General features: G+C 46.0%; 21 protein-coding genes. 7 read left to right on the top strand and 14 right to left on the bottom strand.

The window, feature by feature from the left end; translation table 11 throughout:
- Positions 1-15: 15 nt before the first annotated feature.
- From QZW82_RS10655 to rpmH, 8 genes are all read right to left on the bottom strand, one after another.
- A complete protein-coding gene (locus tag QZW82_RS10655) occupies positions 16-285 on the bottom strand; it encodes a hypothetical protein (RefSeq protein WP_293147807.1) in 270 nt (89 codons plus the stop codon).
- A gap of 15 nt (positions 286-300) precedes the next feature.
- A complete protein-coding gene (locus QZW82_RS10650; protein WP_293147805.1) occupies positions 301-1,809 on the bottom strand; it encodes an AAA family ATPase in 1,509 nt (502 codons plus the stop codon).
- Positions 1,810-2,225: 416 nt separating this feature from the next.
- Positions 2,226-2,744, bottom strand: a complete 519-nt coding sequence (locus QZW82_RS10645; protein WP_293147803.1) for a YceD family protein — start codon at positions 2,742-2,744, stop codon at positions 2,226-2,228.
- A gap of 252 nt (positions 2,745-2,996) precedes the next feature.
- The gene (locus QZW82_RS10640) at positions 2,997-3,470 is read right to left on the bottom strand and encodes a R3H domain-containing nucleic acid-binding protein (RefSeq protein ID WP_293147801.1); all 474 of its coding nucleotides are present in this window, start codon (positions 3,468-3,470) and stop codon (positions 2,997-2,999) included.
- Between the two features lie 8 nt (positions 3,471-3,478).
- Positions 3,479-4,627 carry a membrane protein insertase YidC gene (yidC, locus tag QZW82_RS10635; protein WP_293147799.1) on the bottom strand — a complete coding sequence of 383 codons (1,149 nt, stop codon included), beginning with the start codon at positions 4,625-4,627 and terminating at the stop codon, positions 3,479-3,481.
- Positions 4,628-4,960: 333 nt separating this feature from the next.
- Complete coding sequence (locus QZW82_RS10630; RefSeq protein WP_293147797.1) at positions 4,961-5,356, bottom strand: PH domain-containing protein; 396 nt, start codon at positions 5,354-5,356, stop codon at positions 4,961-4,963.
- Positions 5,328-5,732 carry a ribonuclease P protein component gene (gene rnpA / locus QZW82_RS10625; RefSeq protein WP_293147795.1) on the bottom strand — a complete coding sequence of 135 codons (405 nt, stop codon included), beginning with the start codon at positions 5,730-5,732 and terminating at the stop codon, positions 5,328-5,330. Before rnpA ends, QZW82_RS10630 begins: the two co-directional genes overlap by 29 nt.
- Before the next feature lie 37 nt (positions 5,733-5,769).
- Positions 5,770-5,907 (bottom strand): 50S ribosomal protein L34, encoded by a 138-nt coding sequence (rpmH, locus tag QZW82_RS10620; protein ID WP_006632320.1) that lies wholly within the window; start codon positions 5,905-5,907, stop codon positions 5,770-5,772.
- Positions 5,908-6,147: 240 nt separating this feature from the next.
- Between rpmH and QZW82_RS10615 the strand changes: the two genes are divergently transcribed.
- From QZW82_RS10615 to QZW82_RS10600, 4 genes are read left to right on the top strand one after another with little or no spacing between them, the layout of a single operon-like run.
- Positions 6,148-6,600, top strand: a complete 453-nt coding sequence (locus tag QZW82_RS10615) for a DUF433 domain-containing protein (protein ID WP_366665000.1) — start codon at positions 6,148-6,150, stop codon at positions 6,598-6,600.
- 54 nt (positions 6,601-6,654) lie between these two features.
- The gene (locus QZW82_RS10610) at positions 6,655-7,062 is read left to right on the top strand and encodes a type II toxin-antitoxin system HicB family antitoxin (protein ID WP_293147793.1); all 408 of its coding nucleotides are present in this window, start codon (positions 6,655-6,657) and stop codon (positions 7,060-7,062) included.
- Positions 7,059-7,310 (top strand): hypothetical protein, encoded by a 252-nt coding sequence (locus tag QZW82_RS10605; protein WP_293147791.1) that lies wholly within the window; start codon positions 7,059-7,061, stop codon positions 7,308-7,310. Before QZW82_RS10610 ends, QZW82_RS10605 begins: the two co-directional genes overlap by 4 nt.
- Complete coding sequence (locus QZW82_RS10600) at positions 7,291-7,995, top strand: hypothetical protein (RefSeq protein WP_293147789.1); 705 nt, start codon at positions 7,291-7,293, stop codon at positions 7,993-7,995. Before QZW82_RS10605 ends, QZW82_RS10600 begins: the two co-directional genes overlap by 20 nt.
- A gap of 125 nt (positions 7,996-8,120) precedes the next feature.
- On the opposite strand, the gene QZW82_RS10595 is transcribed toward QZW82_RS10600, so the two are convergent.
- Together QZW82_RS10595 and QZW82_RS10590 are read right to left on the bottom strand one after the other, a co-directional pair.
- Positions 8,121-9,758, bottom strand: coding sequence for an acetolactate synthase large subunit (locus QZW82_RS10595; protein ID WP_293147787.1), 1,638 nt, complete (start codon positions 9,756-9,758; stop codon positions 8,121-8,123).
- 286 nt (positions 9,759-10,044) lie between these two features.
- Positions 10,045-11,412, bottom strand: coding sequence for an NAD-dependent succinate-semialdehyde dehydrogenase (locus QZW82_RS10590; protein ID WP_293147785.1), 1,368 nt, complete (start codon positions 11,410-11,412; stop codon positions 10,045-10,047).
- 106 nt (positions 11,413-11,518) lie between these two features.
- Here QZW82_RS10590 and QZW82_RS10585 point away from each other — a divergent pair, with 106 nt between their 5' ends.
- Complete coding sequence (locus QZW82_RS10585; RefSeq protein WP_293147783.1) at positions 11,519-11,674, top strand: hypothetical protein; 156 nt, start codon at positions 11,519-11,521, stop codon at positions 11,672-11,674.
- A gap of 259 nt (positions 11,675-11,933) precedes the next feature.
- Here QZW82_RS10585 and QZW82_RS10580 read toward each other — a convergent pair whose 3' ends face one another.
- From QZW82_RS10580 to cysC, 4 genes are all read right to left on the bottom strand, one after another.
- Positions 11,934-12,125, bottom strand: coding sequence for a hypothetical protein (locus tag QZW82_RS10580; protein WP_293147781.1), 192 nt, complete (start codon positions 12,123-12,125; stop codon positions 11,934-11,936).
- Positions 12,126-12,134: 9 nt separating this feature from the next.
- Positions 12,135-14,459, bottom strand: a complete 2,325-nt coding sequence (locus QZW82_RS10575; RefSeq protein WP_293147779.1) for a tyrosine-protein kinase domain-containing protein — start codon at positions 14,457-14,459, stop codon at positions 12,135-12,137.
- 290 nt (positions 14,460-14,749) lie between these two features.
- Complete coding sequence (locus tag QZW82_RS10570) at positions 14,750-16,540, bottom strand: SLBB domain-containing protein (protein WP_293147777.1); 1,791 nt, start codon at positions 16,538-16,540, stop codon at positions 14,750-14,752.
- A gap of 37 nt (positions 16,541-16,577) precedes the next feature.
- Entirely contained in the window at positions 16,578-17,102 is a 525-nt protein-coding gene (cysC, locus tag QZW82_RS10565) for an adenylyl-sulfate kinase (protein ID WP_293147775.1), read from the bottom strand.
- Positions 17,103-17,598: 496 nt separating this feature from the next.
- On the opposite strand from cysC, the gene QZW82_RS10560 reads away from it, so the two are divergent.
- Complete coding sequence (locus QZW82_RS10560) at positions 17,599-19,488, top strand: FAD-dependent oxidoreductase (protein WP_293147773.1); 1,890 nt, start codon at positions 17,599-17,601, stop codon at positions 19,486-19,488.
- 95 nt (positions 19,489-19,583) lie between these two features.
- On the top strand, positions 19,584-19,811 hold the full coding sequence (locus QZW82_RS10555; protein WP_293147771.1) for a hypothetical protein: 228 nt from the start codon (positions 19,584-19,586) through the stop codon (positions 19,809-19,811).
- Positions 19,812-20,596: the final 785 nt, after the last annotated feature.

Here is a 20,596-nt window from a genome sequence, read left to right as displayed (position 1 = left end):
AATTTGACAGTTGACTTAACAGTTGACAGTTGACAGTTGACAGTTGACAGTTGGCGAAAGAGAAGGGTTGATAGTTGAGAGTTGACAGATTGCGAAAGAGAAGGGTTGACAGTTGACAGTTAGTCGAAAGAATAAGGAATAGTTGACCGTCGATCGCCAGAATAAAGAATCGGGAAAATCGGGAAAATCGGGAAAATCGGGAATTGAGAAATTTGGGCTGGGTGGGATAGACTTTGGGAAGACAACTTCTGATTCCGGTAAATACCGAATACTGACTGTCTGCACAATGTTTGCGATCGACTATCCCTGAATCCGGCGGCTCAAACTGCCGTATCTCGAAGCAAGGCGAGCTTTCCCCGCCGCCGCCCAATCTTGCAAAAATTGGATTTGCTCGCTCGCTGTTCGGGCTAACGGCACCATCTGACTAGCTGATTCTAAAATATCATCTGTGGTAAAGTCTCGATTTTGGCTAAACCCAATGTGCATTGCTTCAATCAAAGTTTGCTCGATTTCGGCTCCTGAAAAATCTGGAGTTTCGTAAGCCAAGCGCTCTAGATCGTAGTTTTTGATGCTGTGCGATCGCAACCGCAACAAATGTACCTCAAAAATCGCCCGCCGTTCCTCCTGACTTGGCAAACCTACAAAAAATATTTCGTCAAACCTGCCTTTTCTCAGCATTTCCGGCGGTAAAGACTGGATGTTGTTCGCCGTGGCGACGACAAACACCGGTGAAGTTTTTTCGCCCAACCAAGTAATAAAAGTTCCGAACACGCGGCTGGTTGTCCCAGAATCGCCTTTACCATCCAATCCCGAAAAAGCTTTGTCAATCTCGTCAATCCACAGCACGCAAGGCGCCAAGGCTTCCGCTAGCTGAATCATTTGTCTGGTGCGCGATTCCGATTCCCCGACTAATCCGGCAAACAACCGTCCGACATCCAACCGCAACAAAGGTAAATGCCAGTGGTGGGCGATCGCCTTTGCAGTTAAGGATTTGCCGGTGCCTTGAATTCCGACTAATAACAAGCCTCTGGGATGTGGCAAACCGTATTGGCGGGCGCGATCGGAAAAAGCACCGCCGCGCCGCAGCAGCCATTCTTTGAGATTGTCCAAACCGCCGATATCGGAGATGTTTTCGCGGGCTGGGTAAAAATCGAGAATTTGAGTTTGGCGGATGGTTTGGCGTTTTTCTTCTAAAATCAGTTCGGCGTCGTCGGGATGCAGTTCGCCTCTGGTGGCGATCGCCTTTGCTAACACTCGGCGGATTCGTTCGATCGACAATCCTTGACAGGAGCGCACCGTTTCGTCCAGCAAACGCCCTTCTATGGCTTGTCCGGTAGCGCCTAACAGCCTTTCTACCTCCATTTTTATTTCCGCAGCCGCAGGCAGGGGAAACTCCAAAACAGTGATGACTTCGCTGAGGTCATCCGGGATCGAAGTTATCGGAGATACGATGACTATATTTTTGGGTACAGATTTGAGCAGTCTCGCCAAATTTCGCAACTTTCTGGAAATTGAGACATCTTCTAAAAAGCGCTGAAAGTCTCGCAAAATAAAGATTGCTGGTGCGGATGCCGGCAATTTTTCAAGAAACTCCAAAGCTTGTAGCGGGTTGCGCTTGCCAAAACCCGCATCGTTGGGATTGCCTTGATAGCCATCTACAAAATCCCAGATGTAGACGGCGCGAGAACCCTGTTTTTTGGCGCATTGGGCGATCGCGACTTCGACGCGCTCTTCTTCCCGTGTGGGAATGTAGATTACGGGGTAGCGCGATCGTAGCAGCAGTTCAAACTCGTCGCTAAAAATAGTCATTAGTTATTAGTTATTAGTTATTAGTCATTAGTTATTAGTTATTAGTTATTAGTTATTAGTCATTAGTTGTTAGCGGGTGTTTTTTTCGTCGTTATTCCACGGTTATTCGTGGTTAGCTACGCAAGCATTTCTTTCCGAGAGTAAAAAGAGTTTTTGTTAGAGTGCGAGTTCTTCAAGATCGCAGCAAAGCTTATATATACCGGTTCTCACAAAGATTCGCGGACGTTGTTGGGCTTGGGCCCTCTTGGTTTAAGTGGTTATATAAGCTGTCAGTTATACCTCATCTTTTTGAGAAAGGCTATACATCTAGCAACTGTCCCGCTCGCGGACAGTAAAAGCAAAACTGAAATGCTCCCTTAGCTATTGACTATTGACTGCTGACTAATGACTAATGACTCTTGACTGCTGACTTTTGACTAGGGCAATTGACGTTTAAGTGCCGCCAGAGATGCCCAGCGACTGTCAGAGACTGTTTCTGAACTTTCTGTCTCTTCTGCATCATCCTCATTTAAATCTATTCCCGGACATTCAACATCGCATAGCTGTTTGTGCGGCAGTTCCAAGCACATTTGTTGGTACACCCAATCACTCGGAGAGAAATAGCCTGTGGGAGATAAATTTTCCACCAAATCTTCTAAATCAACTTCAAATTCTCCTGAACTTGCATCAGGATCGCTCACTTTTTCTTCGAGCCAAATTATTTCCGATGATTGGATTTTTAAACGGTGGTTGTATTGTTTTAGGCATCTATGACAGCTAAGAGTCACAATTGTTTCAGCGTTCGCCTTCACATCAAGAAAATTACCTTTGTGAATAACTTGCAGCCGTCCCCGCACGGGAGTTAGAGTTTCTAAATCGGGGATAATTTCTTCAAAATCAATGACCTCTTTCCGCTCGGTTTTTGTGAGCAGATGAGGGATATAAATTGTCTCCATAATCATCTTTCGCCGTTTTATTATCCTCGTCTCAAGTCACAAGCCAGTCGATTTTAGATTTTAGATTTTAGATTTACTTCACAGATGAATCTGGGATATTAAACACGAGTCTAAAATTTGGGGGGCATCCACGAAGGGCATCGGGGCTTGTACCTGTTTTTGGGCGGGTAACGGGTAAAAAGTTAAAAGTCAAAAGGAATAGCTCATTTTTGGCTTTTTCCTTTTTCCTTTTTTCTTTTTTCCTTGTTACCGTCAGCGCAGTCGCACTACCAAACGCCGATCGGGTTCTTGTCCTTGACTGTAAGTTTCTATATCCTCACATTCGCTCAAGAAACTGTGTACTTGACGGCGTTCTGCCGAAGACAGCGATTTGATTTCAACTTCTCCTCCAGTCGATCGCGCTTGATCTGCTGCGTACTCTGCCATCGATCGCAGTTCTGCTTGTCGGCGGATGCGATAGCCGTTCAGTTCGACTGTATAAGCAATCGGTTCATCTGATTCGTGAGCGATGTTTGCAACTGTGTTGCAGAGGTACTGAATCGCATCTAGGACATTACCGTCTGGGCCGATTAAGATGGCTACTTGTTCTGGTGTCAGATTGCTGTCATCTATTGTCATCCAATAGCAATCATCTTGCTGTTGGCTTACCACTGTTGAGGGAATTGCGGACAGTTTTAGCAATTCTTCTAACCATTGCTGTCCGCGCTGCATTTCTGATTCTTTCATTTTAACAATCAAGCCTTTTTCTTAGAACGGCCCGGCTCGAAGGGAAGTGCATCTAATCCCTGTTCTTTTTTAGTTTTCGCCTCTGCTTCGTCCACGATTTTTTGGAGATTTTCCGGCAGCGGTTCTCTGGACAAAATAAACGATTGAACTGTTTGGAAGATGTTAGCAATCAGCATATACATCAACACGCCTGCGGGCAGCGGGAAGAACAAAAACATCCCCGAAAATATAACTGGCGTCAGTTTGTTGACTGTAGCCTGTTGGGGGTTGTCGTTTGGGCCTTGTGCTTGTCCCGAAAGAGTTTGGTTGATATACAAACTGATACCGAAGCCGAGGATCATCACCAAAATATCCCAGTGGATTGTGCCGTCTGGGTCGATCGCGCCCACGCGGCCTAGAGCTTCGATAAACAGGAATCCTTTGTTAGTAGCCAATCCGGGGACTGTGCCTTGAACTGTGGCTTCACCGGGCGCTAAAGCCACGATGTTGCCCTGTTCGTCTACCTTGACAAATTCTTCGCCTTTGATGACTTTCCAACTGGGAACAAAGTCAATTTCGCTCTTATTTTCTGTCGCTAGAGTTTGGAGAGATTTACCGTCTGGGGTCTTAAATTCAACCTTGGTTGTATCGCCGACTCCAAGTTTGTCACCTGCTGGAATCACGCCCACAACTGGGGCGTGAAATGTACCAGTCACGTAAATATTTTGTGGAGGCGTAGCAAAGGCTTGCGGTTGAACAGTTTCGATTTGTTCTTTCGGCAAAACTTGGACGTTGACGCTGTAATTTACGTCAGAAAAAGGCGAACCTCTCAGCGTTGCAAACAGTGCAAACAGCACCGGCATTTGCAGCACTAACGGGAAGCATCCTGCTAGAGGATTGCCAAATTCTTTGTATACTTTGCTCATTTCCTCCTGCTGTTTGGCAGGATTTTCTTTATACAGTTTTTGAATTTGATCTACTCGCTCTTTCATCAACGGCTGCGCTACTTTCATGCGCCGCATATTGCGAAGAGATCCTGCATTGAGAGGATAGAGAGCAAAGCGAATCACGAGCGTCAGAGCTACGATCGCTAAACCGTAGCTTGGCACGATCCCGTAGAAAAAATCTAGGATCGGCAGCATTAGGTTGTTGGAGAGAAACGAGATACCAAAATCCATTCGCTTTGAGTTAATTTAGGTGCTCTTAGTTTACTGTTGAGAACTATTTTTACCCGCTGAATGCGGGCCGCCTCAACTTTTAGGCTTTTGTCTCTATCTTAGGACATTGCCTGTCGATCGACCGCCCGCTCACAGATTTTTGTAATGACTAAAGCCACTACTCGCGCTGACTTCACCCAAAAAACGCATACAAGCCCCCGACAATCGTCGTGGATGCTCCCCAAATTTTAGACTAAGAGTTCAACCTCGCAGATTCATCTGTGGAGTAAATCTCAAATCGCAAAATGGAAAATCGACTGATTTCGCCCTCAAATCAGGGTGAAAGCCTTTTGGTTATTTAGCTTTTGCTGCTGCGTTGGCTTTTTGAGCTGCTGCGGGCAGTTTTTCGTTAATGTAGTCATATACTGCTCGAAATTTCGGAATCGATCGCAGTTCCAAGCGGCTGCCATTTTTCATTGTCAGCACCATGTCTCCGTAAGTCCCGAAACCCCGAGGTACTGTGACAATTTTGACTATATCTGAGTAGATAACGTCGATGCGATCGCCACCCATCCAACCGCTAGTTACCGATACTCGGCGGTTGGTGATCCGGTAGCGCAGCCACAGAGCCCGGACAATTGCTCCTACTGCGAGGGGGATTCCCACGACAGTCAACCCCAGCAGTAAGTTGATAATCAAGTCTCCCAGCGCTGGGCCGCCTTCATAATATACTTCCTCTCGAATTCCCATCTAGTACCTCGGCTTCTACCAACAACTGCTCTAATTCTTGCAGAATTTCTGCATAATTGCACTCTTGTGCGATCGGACGCACCACAATTACTAAATCCCATCCGAATTTTAATCGGGGCAATAGCTGTCGCAAAGCTGCGCGAATCTGGCGCTTGATCCGGTTGCGGACTACGGCGCGCTTGCTGACTTTCAAGCTAATAGAAATGCCTGTGCGACTCGGTTGCAAGGATTTCTCGGCTGTGGGTTTGTCAATCTCGACGCTTTTGGGTTTGCGAAGAGCTCTTAAGCTGAAATGAGCGGAGTTGCGGCGGATTCCCTTGCGGTAAACGGCGCTGAAGTCTTTTCGGTGCTTGAGTCGGTTTGTCAGGGGCAACATGGTGGCTGCGTGCGATCGGGCTCATTTTTGGGCCGTGCTACACTGCGAGGCGGTGGCGACCTTTGCTCCGGCGTGCTTTGATTACCAATCGACCAGTTGCGGTACGCATTCTGGCGCGAAAACCGGATGTTCTTTTTCTTTTGCGGCTGGTTCCGTGCAGGGTTTGCTGTGTCATTTTGATTTCTCCCGGCTTGTTACTTTACTTTTGATTAATATTCACAATCTTCTAGTATACCATAGAGTGGTTTTCTTGGCAATAATATTTTTCTGATTTGAGATGTAATGAAAGTTGATTGAAGTTGCGATCGCAGCCTTGAATGATTGGTAAAGGCTAGAATCACGATTTCTTTAGGTGCTGCGGAGTTATTGGTTATTAACCTCTGACATCTATCGAAAGCATTGCGAAAAAAATGGAATGTTTGAAAAACAATGCGTTAAAATGCCAAATATAGCCAAGCGGAAAAAACCGATGGATGCCACAGTATTAAATCCTAATCCTAATCTTAATCAAAAAGTGACTATTGTCCGCACAGAAAGGGGGCTGACGATCGCGGGAACACGCATAACCCTTTATGATGTAATAGAGCATCTCAAAGCCCAGTATCCCTCTAAATTCATTCGTGATGTATTTAATCTTACGGATGAGCAGCTTGGCGCTGCTCTTTCTTACATAGAAGCGCATCAGACAGACGTAGAAGCTGAGTATCAAGAAGTTTTGAAATTAGCCGAAGAAACTCGGCAGTATTGGGAAGAGCGAAACCGCGAACGCTTTGCTCGCATAGCTGCAACTCCCCCTCGCTCTGAATATGAAGCTGCGCGAGTCAAACTTCAGGAACGCAGAGCGCAGCGGGCCGCAACAAAGCAATGATGATTCTGGCTGACTACAATCCGTAAACATATCTATTTAAACCGCAAAAAACAGATGAATGCCACAGTATTAAATCCTAATCCGAATCCTTTAACCCAATTAACTTATCAAGTTTTGGTTGAAAAGCACGATGAAGATCTCTACAGCGCAATAGTTTGGGAATTGCCCGAGTGTAGAAGCTCAGGATCTAGCAAAGAAGAAGCTTTAAAAATTTTGCACCGATTGTTGACGGAGCGTCTAAAAAGAGTCGAAATAGTCTCTCTGACAGTAGACATTCCCAAAGCTGAAAATCCTCTGATGAAGTGGGCAGGAGCCTTTAAAAACGATCCGCACTTTGATGAGATGCTAGAAGATATTGCAGAACTGCGCCGCGACAGGAATGCAGAAATGGCAGAATATTACGATCGACTCGATGAGGCAGCATCCACTAATAAAGTTGAGGTGGAGGAAACGGTTAAGTGACTTTGTGGATATTTGATACAGACCATGCCACACTTTTTGGGCAGGGGAATCCACAAATAGTGCAGCGTGTCAGTGCAGTTAATTCAAAAGATATTGCCATTACGATCGTTACATTTGAAGAGCAAATGTATGGACGACTTAACCGTATCAGACGAGCGACATCAGGGGATGAAGTAATATCAGCGGTATTCTTGTATTATATAAATTGTAACTTAGAGGATAATAAAAATGAAGCAAAATTCCAATAGTGGAAAATATGTCCTGGATCTTTGTAAGGCTTATTGGCGCTGGGTTAATCAAGTAGCTGACAATCACAAAATTCCTGAAGATAAATTAAATGAAATGGTTCAAAAAAGGCAATTTAAGACTCCTGAGGAGGCGGAGCGTGCTACCAAACGTACAATTAAGGGAGTTTTGGTTGCTATCCCATTTATCTTTTTATCAATCCTCATATGGGGCATATTGCCTAAATCAGAGAATCAGTCGGTAGTTGTCCAACCCACGGAGAGTCGAAACTCGCCGAAGCCTGAGCAATCTACCAAAAGTTCAACGCCTGCTCAACCGAATAGTTCAGAGCAGTCTTCACAGAAGACTGCGCTGGACTTCAGATCGTTCCTACCGCCAGAAAATGAGGAAATAAGAAACTTTATTCTTTCAGACTCGTGGCTTGGCGGTTTTTTGCAAAATGTTTGGATTGGTTATGTCACAAAAGCCGACTTGATCGAGAGAGGGTTTTATATTAACACCCTTTATAAACATACTGGCGAGGGAGAAGGCTCGGCAGCAACAGCGAAAGGAGCGTGTTCACCAATTGGCTTCAATGGAGCTTTCATCTGTGGACGTGGGATGATGGAAGCCTACCAATGGGGAATACAAAGTGATGAGGCTATTCGGAGGCTTAACATTCTTGAGGAAGAATGGGCAAAACGTTAATTAGTCGGGCTAACAACTCTGGTTTAGCGGATTGATACCATTTTTCTATGAAGCTCCATGGAATAGATCCTTACTAGAAAGGATTTCAGGCTAACCATGGAGTGCAGCTTCATAGTGAATTGGTATTATATATTGCAGCTCATATCGTCAGATAATTGACTGAAACGAGCATTTTCACGATAGTCTACCGGACAGTCAATCACGCAGGGGACATCTTGAGCCAGCGCTTCCTTCAGGATAGGAATAAAATCGGTACCGGATTCCACGCGATAGCCTTTTAAACCCATACTTTCGGCATATTTTACAAAATCGGGATTGCCAAATTTGACGAAATCTGAATGACCAAAGTGATCTTCCTGCTTCCATTCAATTAACCCGTAGCCGCCATCATTAAAGATGAGAGTGACAAAATTAGTACCGACGCGCAACGCAGTTTCTAACTCTTGAGAGTTCATCATAAAACCGCCGTCGCCGGTAGCTGCTACTACTTTGCGATCGGGATAAACGAGTTTTGCCGCCACCGCGCCGGGAATCGCAATCCCCATCGCAGCAAATCCGTTGGAGATTAAACAGGTATTCGGGCGATCGCAATGATAGTGCCGCGCGATCCACATTTTGTGAGCTCCTACATCAGATATGAGAATATCTTCCGGGCCCAGCACTTGCCGCAAATCGTAAATCAGTTTTTGGGGCTTGATCGGGAAACCATCATCCTTAGCATATTGTTCGTACCCAGCGCGAATATCCGCCCGCAATTGCTTAGCAAAAGGATCTGTCTTCTCCATGCGATCGGCACGCTGCAAAATTTCATTGAGCGAATCCGAAATATCCCCCACAACTTCTACCATCGGAATGTAACTGCTGTCAATTTCTGCTGGCAGAGCTCCTACGTGAATAATCGGAATTTTGCCGTCAGGATTCCACTTTTTCGGGGAATATTCAATCAAATCGTAGCCAACAGCAATCACTAAATCAGTTTCTTCAAAAGCACAGCTAATATAATCCCGTTTTTGCAATCCCGTCGTCCACAACGCTAAAGGATGAGTGTAAGGAATTGCACCTTTGCCCATAAAAGTATTAGCTACGGGAATATTTAAGCGAGTAGCAAATTCTGTCAATGCTTCGCTGGCGTTAGCGCGAATCGTACCGTTTCCAACTAACAGGAGAGGACTTTTTGCTTTGGAAATTGCCACAGCGGCTTTATTGAGGCTTTGGTAAGCGCCAAAAGTTTTTTCGCGGTTGTCTTTGGTTAGCGGAGTTCCTTCTACAGGCATTGCCGCGATGTTTTCTGGCAAGTCAATGTGAACTGCTCCCGGCTTTTCACTTTGAGCTATTTTAAAGGCTTTACGGACGATTTCTGAGGTTGTGCTGGGGCGGACAATTTGAGCGTTCCACTTAGTAATTGGGGCAAACATAGCGACCAAATCTAAATATTGGTGCGATTCTATGTGCATTCTGTCTGTGCCGACTTGTCCGGTAATTGCTATTAAGGGAGCACCGTCTAAGTTGGCATCAGCAACTCCTGTCATTAAGTTAGTTGCGCCGGGGCCCAAGGTGGATAAACAAACGCCTGCTTTGCCGGTAAGGCGGCCGTAAACGTCTGCCATAAAAGCGGCGCCTTGTTCGTGGCGAGTAGTAATAAATTTAATTGAAGAGTGCCTTAGGGCTTCTAAAACTTCTAAATTTTCTTCTCCGGGAAGTCCGAAGACGTATTCTACGCCTTCGTTTTCTAAACATTTTACCAAGAGTTGAGCTGTGTTCATTTCCGTTGTTTTCCTTTGTTATTCAGGATTTTTTTTGCTCAAATAATCTGCAATGTCGGAATTTATTGTACCACTGTTGAGGCTGACAAAGTTTTTAGCCGATCGCCCTCGGGAAACTTTTTACAAAAAAATTTGAGTTTATGACCGCAGATAAAACAACGGGCGGGATATCCATGCCACAATCAAGAAGCGGGATACCCGTGCCCTAAAGGGGCGAGATACCCCTGCCCATGCCACCATAAACCCAGATAAATTTAGATTTTGCGAAAAGTGTATCGAGCTTTACTTATTTTACCCACACTGTTTTAATGTTGACAAATTCGTGAATTCCTTGGATGCTCAATTCGCGTCCGTAACCGGAGCGTTTGATGCCGCCAAAGGGCAATCTGGGGTCGGATTTTACTAAGCCGTTGATGAATACGGCGCCTGCTTCTAGTTCCGAAATAAATCGATCGCCTTCTGAGCTTACTGTAGTCCAAGCTGTCGCGGCTAAGCCAAAAGATGTATTGTTGGCTAGTTCGATCGCCTCATCGATGTCTGCAACCCGAAATACTAAGGCCACGGGCCCGAAAAATTCTTGTTGGCGCGCCGCAGCATCTAGGGGAATATCTGTCAAAATAGTTGGCAAGTAGAAATTGCCGGCTTTCTCTGACAGTGCGCGGCCGCCTGTCAAAAGTTTTGCTCCTGACTGAATGCAAGCTTGCACTTGATTGTCCAATTCTTTAAGAATTGTCGGAGTAGCTAAAGGGCCGATATCGGTTTCTGGCAACATCGGATCTCCTACTTTCAATTCCTCGAATTTTTTGACAAATCCTTTGATAAATTCGTCGGCGATTTCTTCTGCTAAAATAAAGCGTTTAGCAGCTACGCAAGTTTGCCCACTATTGAGCATTCGTGATATCACAGCAGTTGATAAAGCTGCTGGTAAATCGGCGCTGGACATCACAATAAATGGGTCGCTTCCTCCCAATTCCAGCACAACTTTTTTCAAATTTTTGCCCGCATTTGCTGCTAAACTTTCGCCGGCTGGTTCGCTACCGGTGAGAGTTGCTGCTTTGACGCGATCGTCCGCAACGATCTTAGCTACTTTGTCGGCTCCCACTAACAAGGTTTGAAAAACTCCTTCGGGAAACCCTGCTTCGGCGAAAATCTCTTCAATTTTTAGAGCGCACTGAGGCACGTTGGAAGCGTGTTTTAGCAAGCCCACATTGCCCGCCATCAGCGCCGGTGCCGCAAACCGAAAAACTTGCCAAAATGGGAAATTCCAGGGCATAACGGCTAAAATAGCGCCCAGTGGTTGGTAGCGGACAAAGCTGCTGCTAGCGTCGGTGGTTGCGGGTACGTCTGCCATAAATTGAGCGGCATTTTTGGCGTAGTAGCGGCAAACTAAGGCGCATTTTTCTACTTCGCCGATCGCCGATTTCAGCGTTTTGCCCATTTCCAGCGTCATCATTTGGGCGAAATTTTCGCGATCGCGCTCCAAGATATCCGCAGCTTTCTGCATCCAGATTGCTCGCTGCTCAAAAGGCAGGTGGCGGTATTTGTTAAAAGCTTGCTGTGCTAATGCCAGCTTAGCTTCTATTGCTTCATCTGTCAGTGACTCGAAAGTTTTCAGCGTTTCTCCCGTTGCCGGGTTGATAGTAGAAATACCCATTGTTCTATCTCCGTTTCAAAATATACAAAACTCCCTGATAGTTTTGAACCTAGCTTGGGAGTTGTATTGATGTATTACAAAATTGGGATTTACCAGAAAGAATTGGTTGAAAGCCTCTCGCTTTGAGGGAGAAATTAACATCAGACTATTCATTACTCCAATCCTCTTCGTTATAGGTAGAGGTCGCTCTCAAACTGTCAACTGTCAACTGTCAACTGTCAACTGTCAACTGTTGAACAGCCATACTTTTAGAGCTTGCTAACTTGCAAGTGCCGGGTTTTGTTTAAATCTCTCTGTTTTTAATTATAGTGCAAAGTATTAATTGCAAATCTTAAGAAATTTTGTTTTTAAAGTTTATGTTTGCGATCGAATGCCCCGGACGATAGCGCACTGTTATACCAATTTTTTATGAGGCTGCATAGAATCTGATCCCCCCAGCCCCCTTAAAAAGGGGGAGGAAGAACTCAAAGTCCCCCTTTTTAAGGGGGATTTAGGGGGATCGGGATATGTGCAACTTCACATTAAATTGGTATTACTCGATCGCTCGTTTCCTTAAATGGTTCCTTTCGCTCTGCCGGGGAACCCATATTCAGAGGCTCTGTCTCGGCTGGGACAATCGACAATGGAGGCAGAGCCTCCGGATATCCGCTACCAGGCAGAGCCTGGTAACGAGTAACAGTGCGATCGTCCCCGCTCGTCGTTAACAATCCCATCGAATCATCCTAAACAGACTTTTCCTCAATGTAATTCTGCACGTAAGACTGATAGTAATACCTGCTGCCCTTATCGTTATTAGCCACCATTCCCAACAGCGGAATTCCCGCCATTTTCAAATCCTCAAAAGCCAACAACAGCGCCTCCCGCTCAGTTTGATGCAGCCCCACCACGAGCATCAATCCGTTAGTATGAGCCGCCAACAAATTCGCATCTGCCAAACCCAAAAGCGGCGGAGTATCGTAAATAACTAAGTCAAAATGACTTGCCAAAGCTGCCATTAAATGCTGCATTTTTCGGGAAGAAAGCACCTTTGTGGGATCGGGAGGCACTGGCCCGGATGTTAACACAAATAGGTTTTCATCGCGGGGCGATCGCAAAATCACCTCTTCCACATCCACATCCTCAGCAATTACATTGTGCAAGCCTTGCCAATTCGGCAAACCCAGCATTTCGTGCACCTGCGGCCTCCGCAAATCCGCATCCACCAACAGCACTTGCTGGCCCATTGCCGCCGCCGCCCGCGCCAGATTTACCGCCACCGTAGACTTGCCGTCAGCTACTTGACAAGACGTAATTACACAAGATGCGATCGGACTATTAACATTTAACAACCGAATATTAGCATTGAGCGATCGAAAAGCCTCTTGAAAAGCATCCGTAGGCACCGGCGAACTTCCCACATCAATCGTAGTTCCCTCCGCAGGTGGCAGTCTCAAAATTTTATCGCTAGCAGGAATTACCCCCAACAAAGGCAAACGAACCGAATGTTTGACATCCTCAGGAGAATTGAACACAGTTTTATTATTAAACCGTTCCGCCAACTGCGCCGCCAGCATCCCAAACAACAAACCAGCCAATCCCCCCAAAGCCAAATTCAAAGGCATAATCGGAGCAACAGCCATCAACTCGCCATTTTTGTAGCGCGGAATTTCCGGCTTAGCAATAACTTCCCAAGCCACCTCTTTTTTACCCACAGCTTCAAGCTGCAAAGCTTGCTGTTTTGCCAGCAAACCATTCAGCGTATTGTTAGTCAACTCCGCCTCCCGTTGCAAATCCGAATAGCGCCGAAAAATCACCGGGAATCCTTGAGAATATTGATTCAACTGCTTAGCAGCCTGTTCCAAAACTTGATTCCGCACGCCCAAAATCTGAATTAAATTAGCAGTACCGATAAACTGTTCGATTAACTTAATCCGCACCGGATCTTGAAAAGCCAGCACTTGCGAATTCACCTTAGCCAAATCAGTTCCCAGAACCTGTTGGGCTTCTTTCTTCAGCAAAGGAATCAGATTTTTGCGCTGTTCTCGCAACAACTGCATTTGCGGAGTTTGGTCTGTATATGTTGCCGAATTAATCGCAATTTGTCCTTCCAATTGCTGCAATTGAGTTAGCATTCCTTGATAGCGGGGAGCTTGACTCAGCGCCGAAGCCATCAGTGCTTGTTGCTGGTTTAATCCGAGCTGACTTTGCAGGTTAATATAGAGCAATCTTTGCTGGTTGAGCTGCGTTTGCGCGTCCAATCTTTGCGTTTGAAGTTGGCTGATTTGCTGCGCGAGTTGTTGGGTTTGAATTTGCGGATCGATGAAATTGTACTGCTGCCGCAACTTTTGAATTTCTGTTTGCAGAGCTTGTTGGCGCTTTTGCTGGTTGGGAATTTTCGATTTTACAAAATCCAAACTCTGGCTAATTTGAGTTTTGGTATCTTGCACGCTGTAGTTGCGGTAGCCTAGGGCAACTTTTTCCAAAACAAACTGAATTTTTTTCGGATCGAAATCCCGATATCTAACTTCAATAATCTTGGTATTTTTGAAGCGATTGATTGACAGCCTAGTTCCCTGAGAATATGGCAGATTATCTGCTTTTTCGTTCAAAAGATAGTTGTAATTTATTTCTGGATATTTCGCTCGCAACTGTTTGATAATTGGCGACATTACTTGCGGGCTTTGCAAAACTTGAATTTGCGATTCGTAGTCAAAAACTGGATTTTCTGGAGTCGCGGGACTCGCTGGTTGTAGTTTCAGCTCCCCGGAGTAGACTTTTGCTAAAGTATTTTGCGTAACAGGGGTTTCTACTAATAATTGAAATCGTCCTTCATACTCGCTTTTTTGAGTTAGCGTCCAGGCAAAAACCCCGGTTGTCACCGCCGCTGCTACGCCGATAACTAAGAACGAACGACTGCGGCAAACTTCCCAAAAACTTAACGGTTCTTCTGTATTTTCCCTGCCGAAAAACTGCTCTTCATCATAAAGTACGGAAGATAACTTTTGCTGTCCAAGGATTTTTTTATTGTGATTAAACAGTGCTATTGAAGATTTTTTACCTGGTTTCATTTGATTGCTACAACTTATTAGTTTAAACGTTTGTAATGCTGGCGCAGTTTCATCAACCCGGTTTCTGACTAGAGATATCGCTACCAACTAATTTTTTTTGTAGAAACCGGGTTGATGAGGTCTTATACCAATTTAATGTGAAGTTGCACATATTCCGATCCCCCTAAATCCCCCTTAAGAAGGGGGACTTTGAGAAGAATCTTGTCCCCCCCTTATCAAGGGGGGTGCCAGGGCGATCGGAATTCTATGCAGCCTCATAAAAAATTGGTATTAGGGCTAGTCTATTCAAATCACCGAAAAATATTGAACAACCGGAAAATTCCCAACAGTGGACTGAAAGGAGCGAGAGTGCCACCTACATTATCCGAGAACGCAGCGCGACCCGATCGCCTTACCATAATTACATCATTATTTTGCAGTTTGGGATTACTTTCCTCATTGGCGGTTGCAGAAAAATTCACCTTAACACTTAGCCGCGAAACAGTGCCGTTAGGATTGAGGCGAATTAAATCCACCGAATCCATTTCTGCCCGCGATTTATTAAAACCTCCCGCTGCTACCAGCGCTTGATTTAAAGTAGTGTTGGGCACTAAAGCAAAAGACCCCGGTTTGACGATTTCTCCCACCAGACTAACCTTAATCGAATCCGGTGAAAAATTAGAAGTAGCAACTTGTGCGCCTTCGAGTGCATTGAGATTTTCGGCTTTGGGAACAATTACCGTATCTCCCTGTTGCAGTGTTAAATCTTGGGATACATCTCCCGCTTCCAAAAGTTGCCACAAATTCACATTAATAATTTGTTCGGTGCCCGCCCGCGTCAGGCGGCGAACTTGTATTTGTCTGATATCAGCTACCGGCGTAATGCCGCCCGCCATTTTAATAGCCCTAGTTACAGTTTGCTGCAAAACATTTTCCCCTCCACCGTCCGTTTCCTTAGCAGCAAACAAACCAGAATCTGCACCCGATTCATTCTCTTGTAACCTACTTTGAAGCTCTTTTGCCAGAGTATAAGTACCGGGTCGAGTTACTTCGCCCACTACAGCAATATTAATTGGTTGAGTGCTTTGCCCGGTAATGTTAGCTACTGCTAAAGTCGGTGCTTCTTGGCGGTTGAGGCTAGTTACAGTGGGAATAAATATTGTGTCGCCGTCGCGCAAAGTCATATCGGCGCGCAAATCGCCGTTTTGCAATAATTCCCACAAATCCACACTGATAATTTGTTCTGCTGCGTTGCGCTGGGGGCGGCGGATTTTGATTTGCCGCACGTCTGCTGACTGGGTAATTCCGCCCGCCAGTCGCAGCGCCCGCGATATTGTGGGCATTTGAGTGCCTATTTGCTCTGATGTGCCTCCAGGGCCTGCTGCTGAAGATATTGTATAGGCTCCAGGGCGGTTGATTTCGCCTGCGATCGCAATTTGTAAAGGACGCGCAGCCAGGAGTTTCAGCGTAACCCAAGGACGTTTGAGATATTTGCCGTATCGCTCCTTGACAGCATTAGAAGCTTGTTGTAAGGTCATTCCAGCCACTGATAGGCTGCCAATTAAGGGCAAACTCAGGGAACCGTCAGCCTGTACTTGGTGTTGACCGTTGGGGCCGCTGTATTCTGGGACGTTAAAAATGTCCATTTGGATGCGATCGCCCGCGCCCAAAGTGTAAACTTCCGATCGTACACTCGAAGGTGCACTTGCCGGAACTGACGGAAATCCCGGCGCTGCCGGTACCGGTACGCGAATCGGAGAACCCGAAGCAGGAGGAGGAGGAAAAGAAGGAAGAGAAGGAGAAGAAGGGGAAGGAGAAGGAGAAGGAGGAGAAGGAGGAGGAGGAGGCAAAAACTGCGCCACTGCCGCAGATGAACCCACAGTCGCCGCCAGCACTGAGACTGTTAAACTTTGGAAAATTAAATTTTTGACTGCATTACTTACGTCATAAACCTGTTTGCAGCTTTTGCTGAAAACCTCTCCTTCAGACCCTTGCCTGCAAAGATAAGGGATAAAATCTCCCCTTTTCCTCTTTGCCAACACAACCGAAGGGTGAGGTTTTTTCTCAAGTTGCACACCACGCAAAGAACTGTTCGCCACCATCGCTTTTTGCCCCTATCCTCTTCCTAGCCCGCCAAGATTAAATGTAACCCAACTGTTCCAACTTGCTCAGAACTTTTTTGACACTATCTTCCAAACTTTCCTCGTCTGTGCAACAAACAATCTCGGGATTGAGGGGTGCTTCATAGGCATCGTCAATGCCCGTAAAACCCTTAATCTCTCCTGCTCTGACCTTAGCGTACAGCCCTTTGACATCGCGGGCTTCGCACACTTCTAACGGGGCTTTGACATACACCTCAACAAAATTTGGCTCCATTGCTCTAATTTCGTCGCGAATGGCTCTGTAGGGGCTAATAGCTGCCGTCATTACCACCACTCCATTGCGGCTGAGTAGGTTCGCGACAAATCCAATCCGCCGAATATTAGTATCTCGGTCTTCCTTGCTAAATCCCAAGCCTTTTGACAAGTTGGTGCGAACGACATCTCCATCCAATATTTCAACTTTGCAGCCTCGGGCCTTCAATTCTGGTTCGAGAGCTTTGCTGATAGTTGTCTTGCCAGAACCGCTGAGTCCGGTAAACCACAAAATAAAACCTTTTTCCATTTTCAACCATTAATAAGTAACTGGGAAATTATAGGATGTAAAACTTTCTATATCTATTCTCCCTTTTCTATCTTATCGTGGTTTGCGGTGTCATCTTGATAAGATTTGCCTGCGAAAAATGAGGACTCAAAACTTGCGAGCTCTGCGGTCATATCACCACAAAAATGCGCGACAGCCATATAATTTTCGATATATTCTTTGTAAAGACTTAACAAATTCAAATCAAAGTCGCGATCGATCGCAAACCTCGAAGATCTAACAGTATATTTACGGCATTGAACACTTAAAATTATTATAAATATCGAGCATATATCCGTAGATTAACGGTACTCAACATTTGATATTATCACAAGTGTTGAAAATATATCCGTATATTCACGGCACAAATTGCTGGTAATTATCACAAGTGTTGAAAATATATCCGTATATTCACGGCACGGCTCGCCTACATAAGCCTTGAACAATCCCAAATCTCCAATCTCCAATCCTATTGCCTATGTTTCCCGTCTTAAAAGCAGATGTTTTAGTAGTTGGTGGCGGCACCGGCGGCACTTCAGCAGCAGTCCAAGCAGCCCGCCGAGGTGCCAAAACTATTTTAGTCAGCGAATTCCCCTGGCTGGGAGGAATGCTGACTTCGGCCGGCGTTTGTGCCCCCGACGGCAACGAATTAGCAGCATTTCAGACAGGTTTGTGGGGCGCGTTTCTCCGGGAACTTGAGCAGCGACAGCCGGGAGGTTTGGATTGGGGCTGGGTCAGTTTTTTTACTTACGATCCCCGCATCGGTGCTGAAATTTTTGCTGATTGGGTTAAGTGTTTGCCGAACTTGCAGTGGATTTCTGGACAAACAGCTCAAGATGTGATTTTTGAAGACAACAGAATTTCTGGGGTGAGATTTGCCGATTTTACGGTTTCTGCCAAAATCACTTTGGATGCAACGGAATTGGGAGATTTGCTGGCTTTAGCTGATGTTGGACATCGCTGGGGTTGGGAATTCCAAGCAGAGTGGGGAGAACCTAGCGCGCCGATCGCATCTAACGATCTCACACAAAGGTATTCGGTGCAAGCTCCAACTTGGGTGGCCATCATGCAGGATTTTGGCGAGGGCGCGGTGGCGCCAGAAATTCCCGCGCCGCCTGTTGACAATCCCGATCGATTTTTCGATGCTTGGAAAGATTACACTCCCGAACAATTTCTCAATTACGGCCGACTTCCTGGGGGATTGTTGATGATTAATTGGCCGATTTGTGGTAATGATTATGGTGAAAAGGTCGATCGACTAATTGAATCCAAAACATCCCGAACAGAATTCCTCCAAGAAAGTCTCTGGCACAGCCAAAGTTTCGCCCGCTTCATTCAAACCCAACTCGGCCCCCGCTACGGTTTGGCACAAAATATTTTCCCCGTTTCCCATATCGAAAATCAATCAAATTCTTCCCTACTTTCTGCCTTCGCCTTGCACCCCTACTACCGAGAAAGCCGCCGTTTGCGAGGGATAAGTACAGTCACAGAACAAGATATTTTGCCGGTTGTCGGGGGTAGAGTCGCGAAATTGCCGATCGATTCTCAGGGAATTTGCGAGACAATTGCGATCGGCAACTATGCCAACGATCACCATTACACCAGCGGCGACATTCCCTTGCAGCCCAAATCCATCCGCTGGGGCGGGCGCTGGACTGGCACTCCGTTTACAATTCCCTACAGTGCGCTAATTCCTGCGACTACAGACGGATTGCTAGTCTGCGAAAAAAATATTTCCGTCTCTCACATCGCCAACGGTGCAACTCGCTTGCAGCCTTTGGTGATGAATATCGGACAGGCGGCGGGGATGGCGGCGGCTTTGTGTGCGGAAGTTGGATGTGCGCCGCGCGATTTGCCTGTCAGAGTTTTGCAGGAAGCTTTGCTGCAAGATTCCGAGGCGAGGGCGGCAGTTGTTCCTTTATTTAATTTGACACCGGATCGATCGGACTGGCTGCATTGGCAACGCTATTATCTCGATCGACCTCAAGCATATCCCGCCAGCGGCGAATGTCCTGTTTCAGTCCCAAAAAATCGAGAAACCCGGTTTCTCAACGAAAATTCTGTATCTGTGTTTGAACCGAGAACCTTGATATTTGAACCCAATTTCTGTGCAACTCCCAGCAATACAACAGCAAATACCGAGAGTGAATTTTCGGGCATTTTCCGCCGTCTGGGCCCACAAGACTGGACACTGACGCTAACAAGTCCCCCATCCTTAGCCGATCGAACTTGGCAACTCGTGACTTTGGACTGGGAAACCGACAGATTGTTAGAAAGTTGCGAAACCGAAAAGCCTCTGACGGTATGGGGCAGGCTGAATTTTGCTGGTGCTTGGCTGCGGTTGGGTGCAGTAACATGGAAGGGGTGAGGTTTTTTGCAAAGTTCCGAAAATTGTCAGAAATTTATCCTGATGGATGGGGGGAAGTCTGTATCAGGTTATAGACACTGACACGGATACTACCCATGCACACCTACACTGCAATTGCTTTACTGAGCCTGTTGGGCATTACCTTGAGTGCCAGCGCCGATCGATATTTTGAACGCCTAGTGGAACTGCTCGTAATTGCCACTGCTGATTATATGTTCTTGGCGTCCACTCAATCACAAAAAGGCGATCGTTCTCCAGAAAGAGGCAGCGGACGCAGAGAGTTTGCTCAGCACGATCTTTACACACATTACATACCAGCTTAATGGCATAGGACGAAAGAAAGTTCTGCAAATGAGTGGGTTTCGGCCGCCCGTGTCGATCTGATTTTCTGGGATTCTGGTTGGTCACGTTCGTCTGGCAACTGCACTTCTTGTTGACAGTCATAAAAATAATACGGGATGCGGGAAACGAGCGAGTCTTTAGACCTGAGAGGGAAGCTACTCGTGCGGTTTTAACCGCCGCGGTATTAAAAATGTGCTACAATCTAGATTGTGAGTAAGAACAAAAACATCTACGTGTTGAAGCATCCTAGTATCGGAGAAATCCCGGCTCCTATGAAACAACGGTTAGGTTTAAGTCCTAACGTCAGTATGACAGGAAAGAGCAAATAATGGCAGGTTGTGGAGCGTACCGCGTCTTGGCCTATCGTGATGGATTCTGAAAGCATTAAAAACACAATCATTAGCTAGTAACTATCGCTTGACGATTTGTGACTAAGTAGACGGCGTTTGACGGTCGTAGCGAGAGTTTTACTCGCGTTCGCAGAATCTCAGTGGATTCAGCCCTGAGAGTGTCAATAGGATATTTTTTGCGTGTTAAAAATAATAGCAGATCGAGCTGCAACCGCCATCTATCTAGAGATTTACTCTTGCGATATTTGGCGGTTTTGTCTGTTCCAGCCTAGAGATATATTCTACTTATTAACCCACATTCCGCACCCCCAACTGGCACATACACTGCTTGAGGGGGTAAAAGTGAATTATCCGAGATAATAGTGAGTAAAAACACCCAGAAATCTGTGCAATTATCGCATCACCCAGTTAGGGAT

Source organism: Microcoleus sp. bin48.metabat.b7b8b9.023 (assembly GCF_013299185.1).
Taxonomy (GTDB): domain Bacteria; phylum Cyanobacteriota; class Cyanobacteriia; order Cyanobacteriales; family Microcoleaceae; genus Microcoleus.
This window is presented reverse-complemented; position numbering and strand designations above follow the sequence as displayed.

Coding starts and splice junctions, on each gene's coding strand:
- QZW82_RS10645 (WP_293147803.1), bottom strand. CDS start 2,744: ATGGAGACAATTTATATCCCTCATCTGCTCACAAAAACCGAGCGGAAA.
- QZW82_RS10580 (WP_293147781.1), bottom strand. CDS start 12,125: ATGGGATTGTTAACGACGAGCGGGGACGATCGCACTGTTACTCGTTAC.
- yidC (WP_293147799.1), bottom strand. CDS start 4,627: ATGGATTTTGGTATCTCGTTTCTCTCCAACAACCTAATGCTGCCGATC.
- QZW82_RS10595 (WP_293147787.1), bottom strand. CDS start 9,758: ATGAACACAGCTCAACTCTTGGTAAAATGTTTAGAAAACGAAGGCGTA.
- QZW82_RS10630 (WP_293147797.1), bottom strand. CDS start 5,356: ATGGGAATTCGAGAGGAAGTATATTATGAAGGCGGCCCAGCGCTGGGA.
- rpmH (WP_006632320.1), bottom strand. CDS start 5,907: ATGACACAGCAAACCCTGCACGGAACCAGCCGCAAAAGAAAAAGAACA.
- QZW82_RS10600 (WP_293147789.1), top strand. CDS start 7,291: ATGAAGCAAAATTCCAATAGTGGAAAATATGTCCTGGATCTTTGTAAG.
- QZW82_RS10570 (WP_293147777.1), bottom strand. CDS start 16,540: ATGGTGGCGAACAGTTCTTTGCGTGGTGTGCAACTTGAGAAAAAACCT.
- rnpA (WP_293147795.1), bottom strand. CDS start 5,732: ATGTTGCCCCTGACAAACCGACTCAAGCACCGAAAAGACTTCAGCGCC.
- cysC (WP_293147775.1), bottom strand. CDS start 17,102: ATGGAAAAAGGTTTTATTTTGTGGTTTACCGGACTCAGCGGTTCTGGC.
- QZW82_RS10610 (WP_293147793.1), top strand. CDS start 6,655: ATGAATGCCACAGTATTAAATCCTAATCCGAATCCTTTAACCCAATTA.
- QZW82_RS10555 (WP_293147771.1), top strand. CDS start 19,584: ATGCACACCTACACTGCAATTGCTTTACTGAGCCTGTTGGGCATTACC.
- QZW82_RS10640 (WP_293147801.1), bottom strand. CDS start 3,470: ATGAAAGAATCAGAAATGCAGCGCGGACAGCAATGGTTAGAAGAATTG.
- QZW82_RS10560 (WP_293147773.1), top strand. CDS start 17,599: ATGTTTCCCGTCTTAAAAGCAGATGTTTTAGTAGTTGGTGGCGGCACC.
- QZW82_RS10650 (WP_293147805.1), bottom strand. CDS start 1,809: ATGACTATTTTTAGCGACGAGTTTGAACTGCTGCTACGATCGCGCTAC.
- QZW82_RS10590 (WP_293147785.1), bottom strand. CDS start 11,412: ATGGGTATTTCTACTATCAACCCGGCAACGGGAGAAACGCTGAAAACT.
- QZW82_RS10575 (WP_293147779.1), bottom strand. CDS start 14,459: ATGAAACCAGGTAAAAAATCTTCAATAGCACTGTTTAATCACAATAAA.
- QZW82_RS10615 (WP_366665000.1), top strand. CDS start 6,148: ATGTTTGAAAAACAATGCGTTAAAATGCCAAATATAGCCAAGCGGAAA.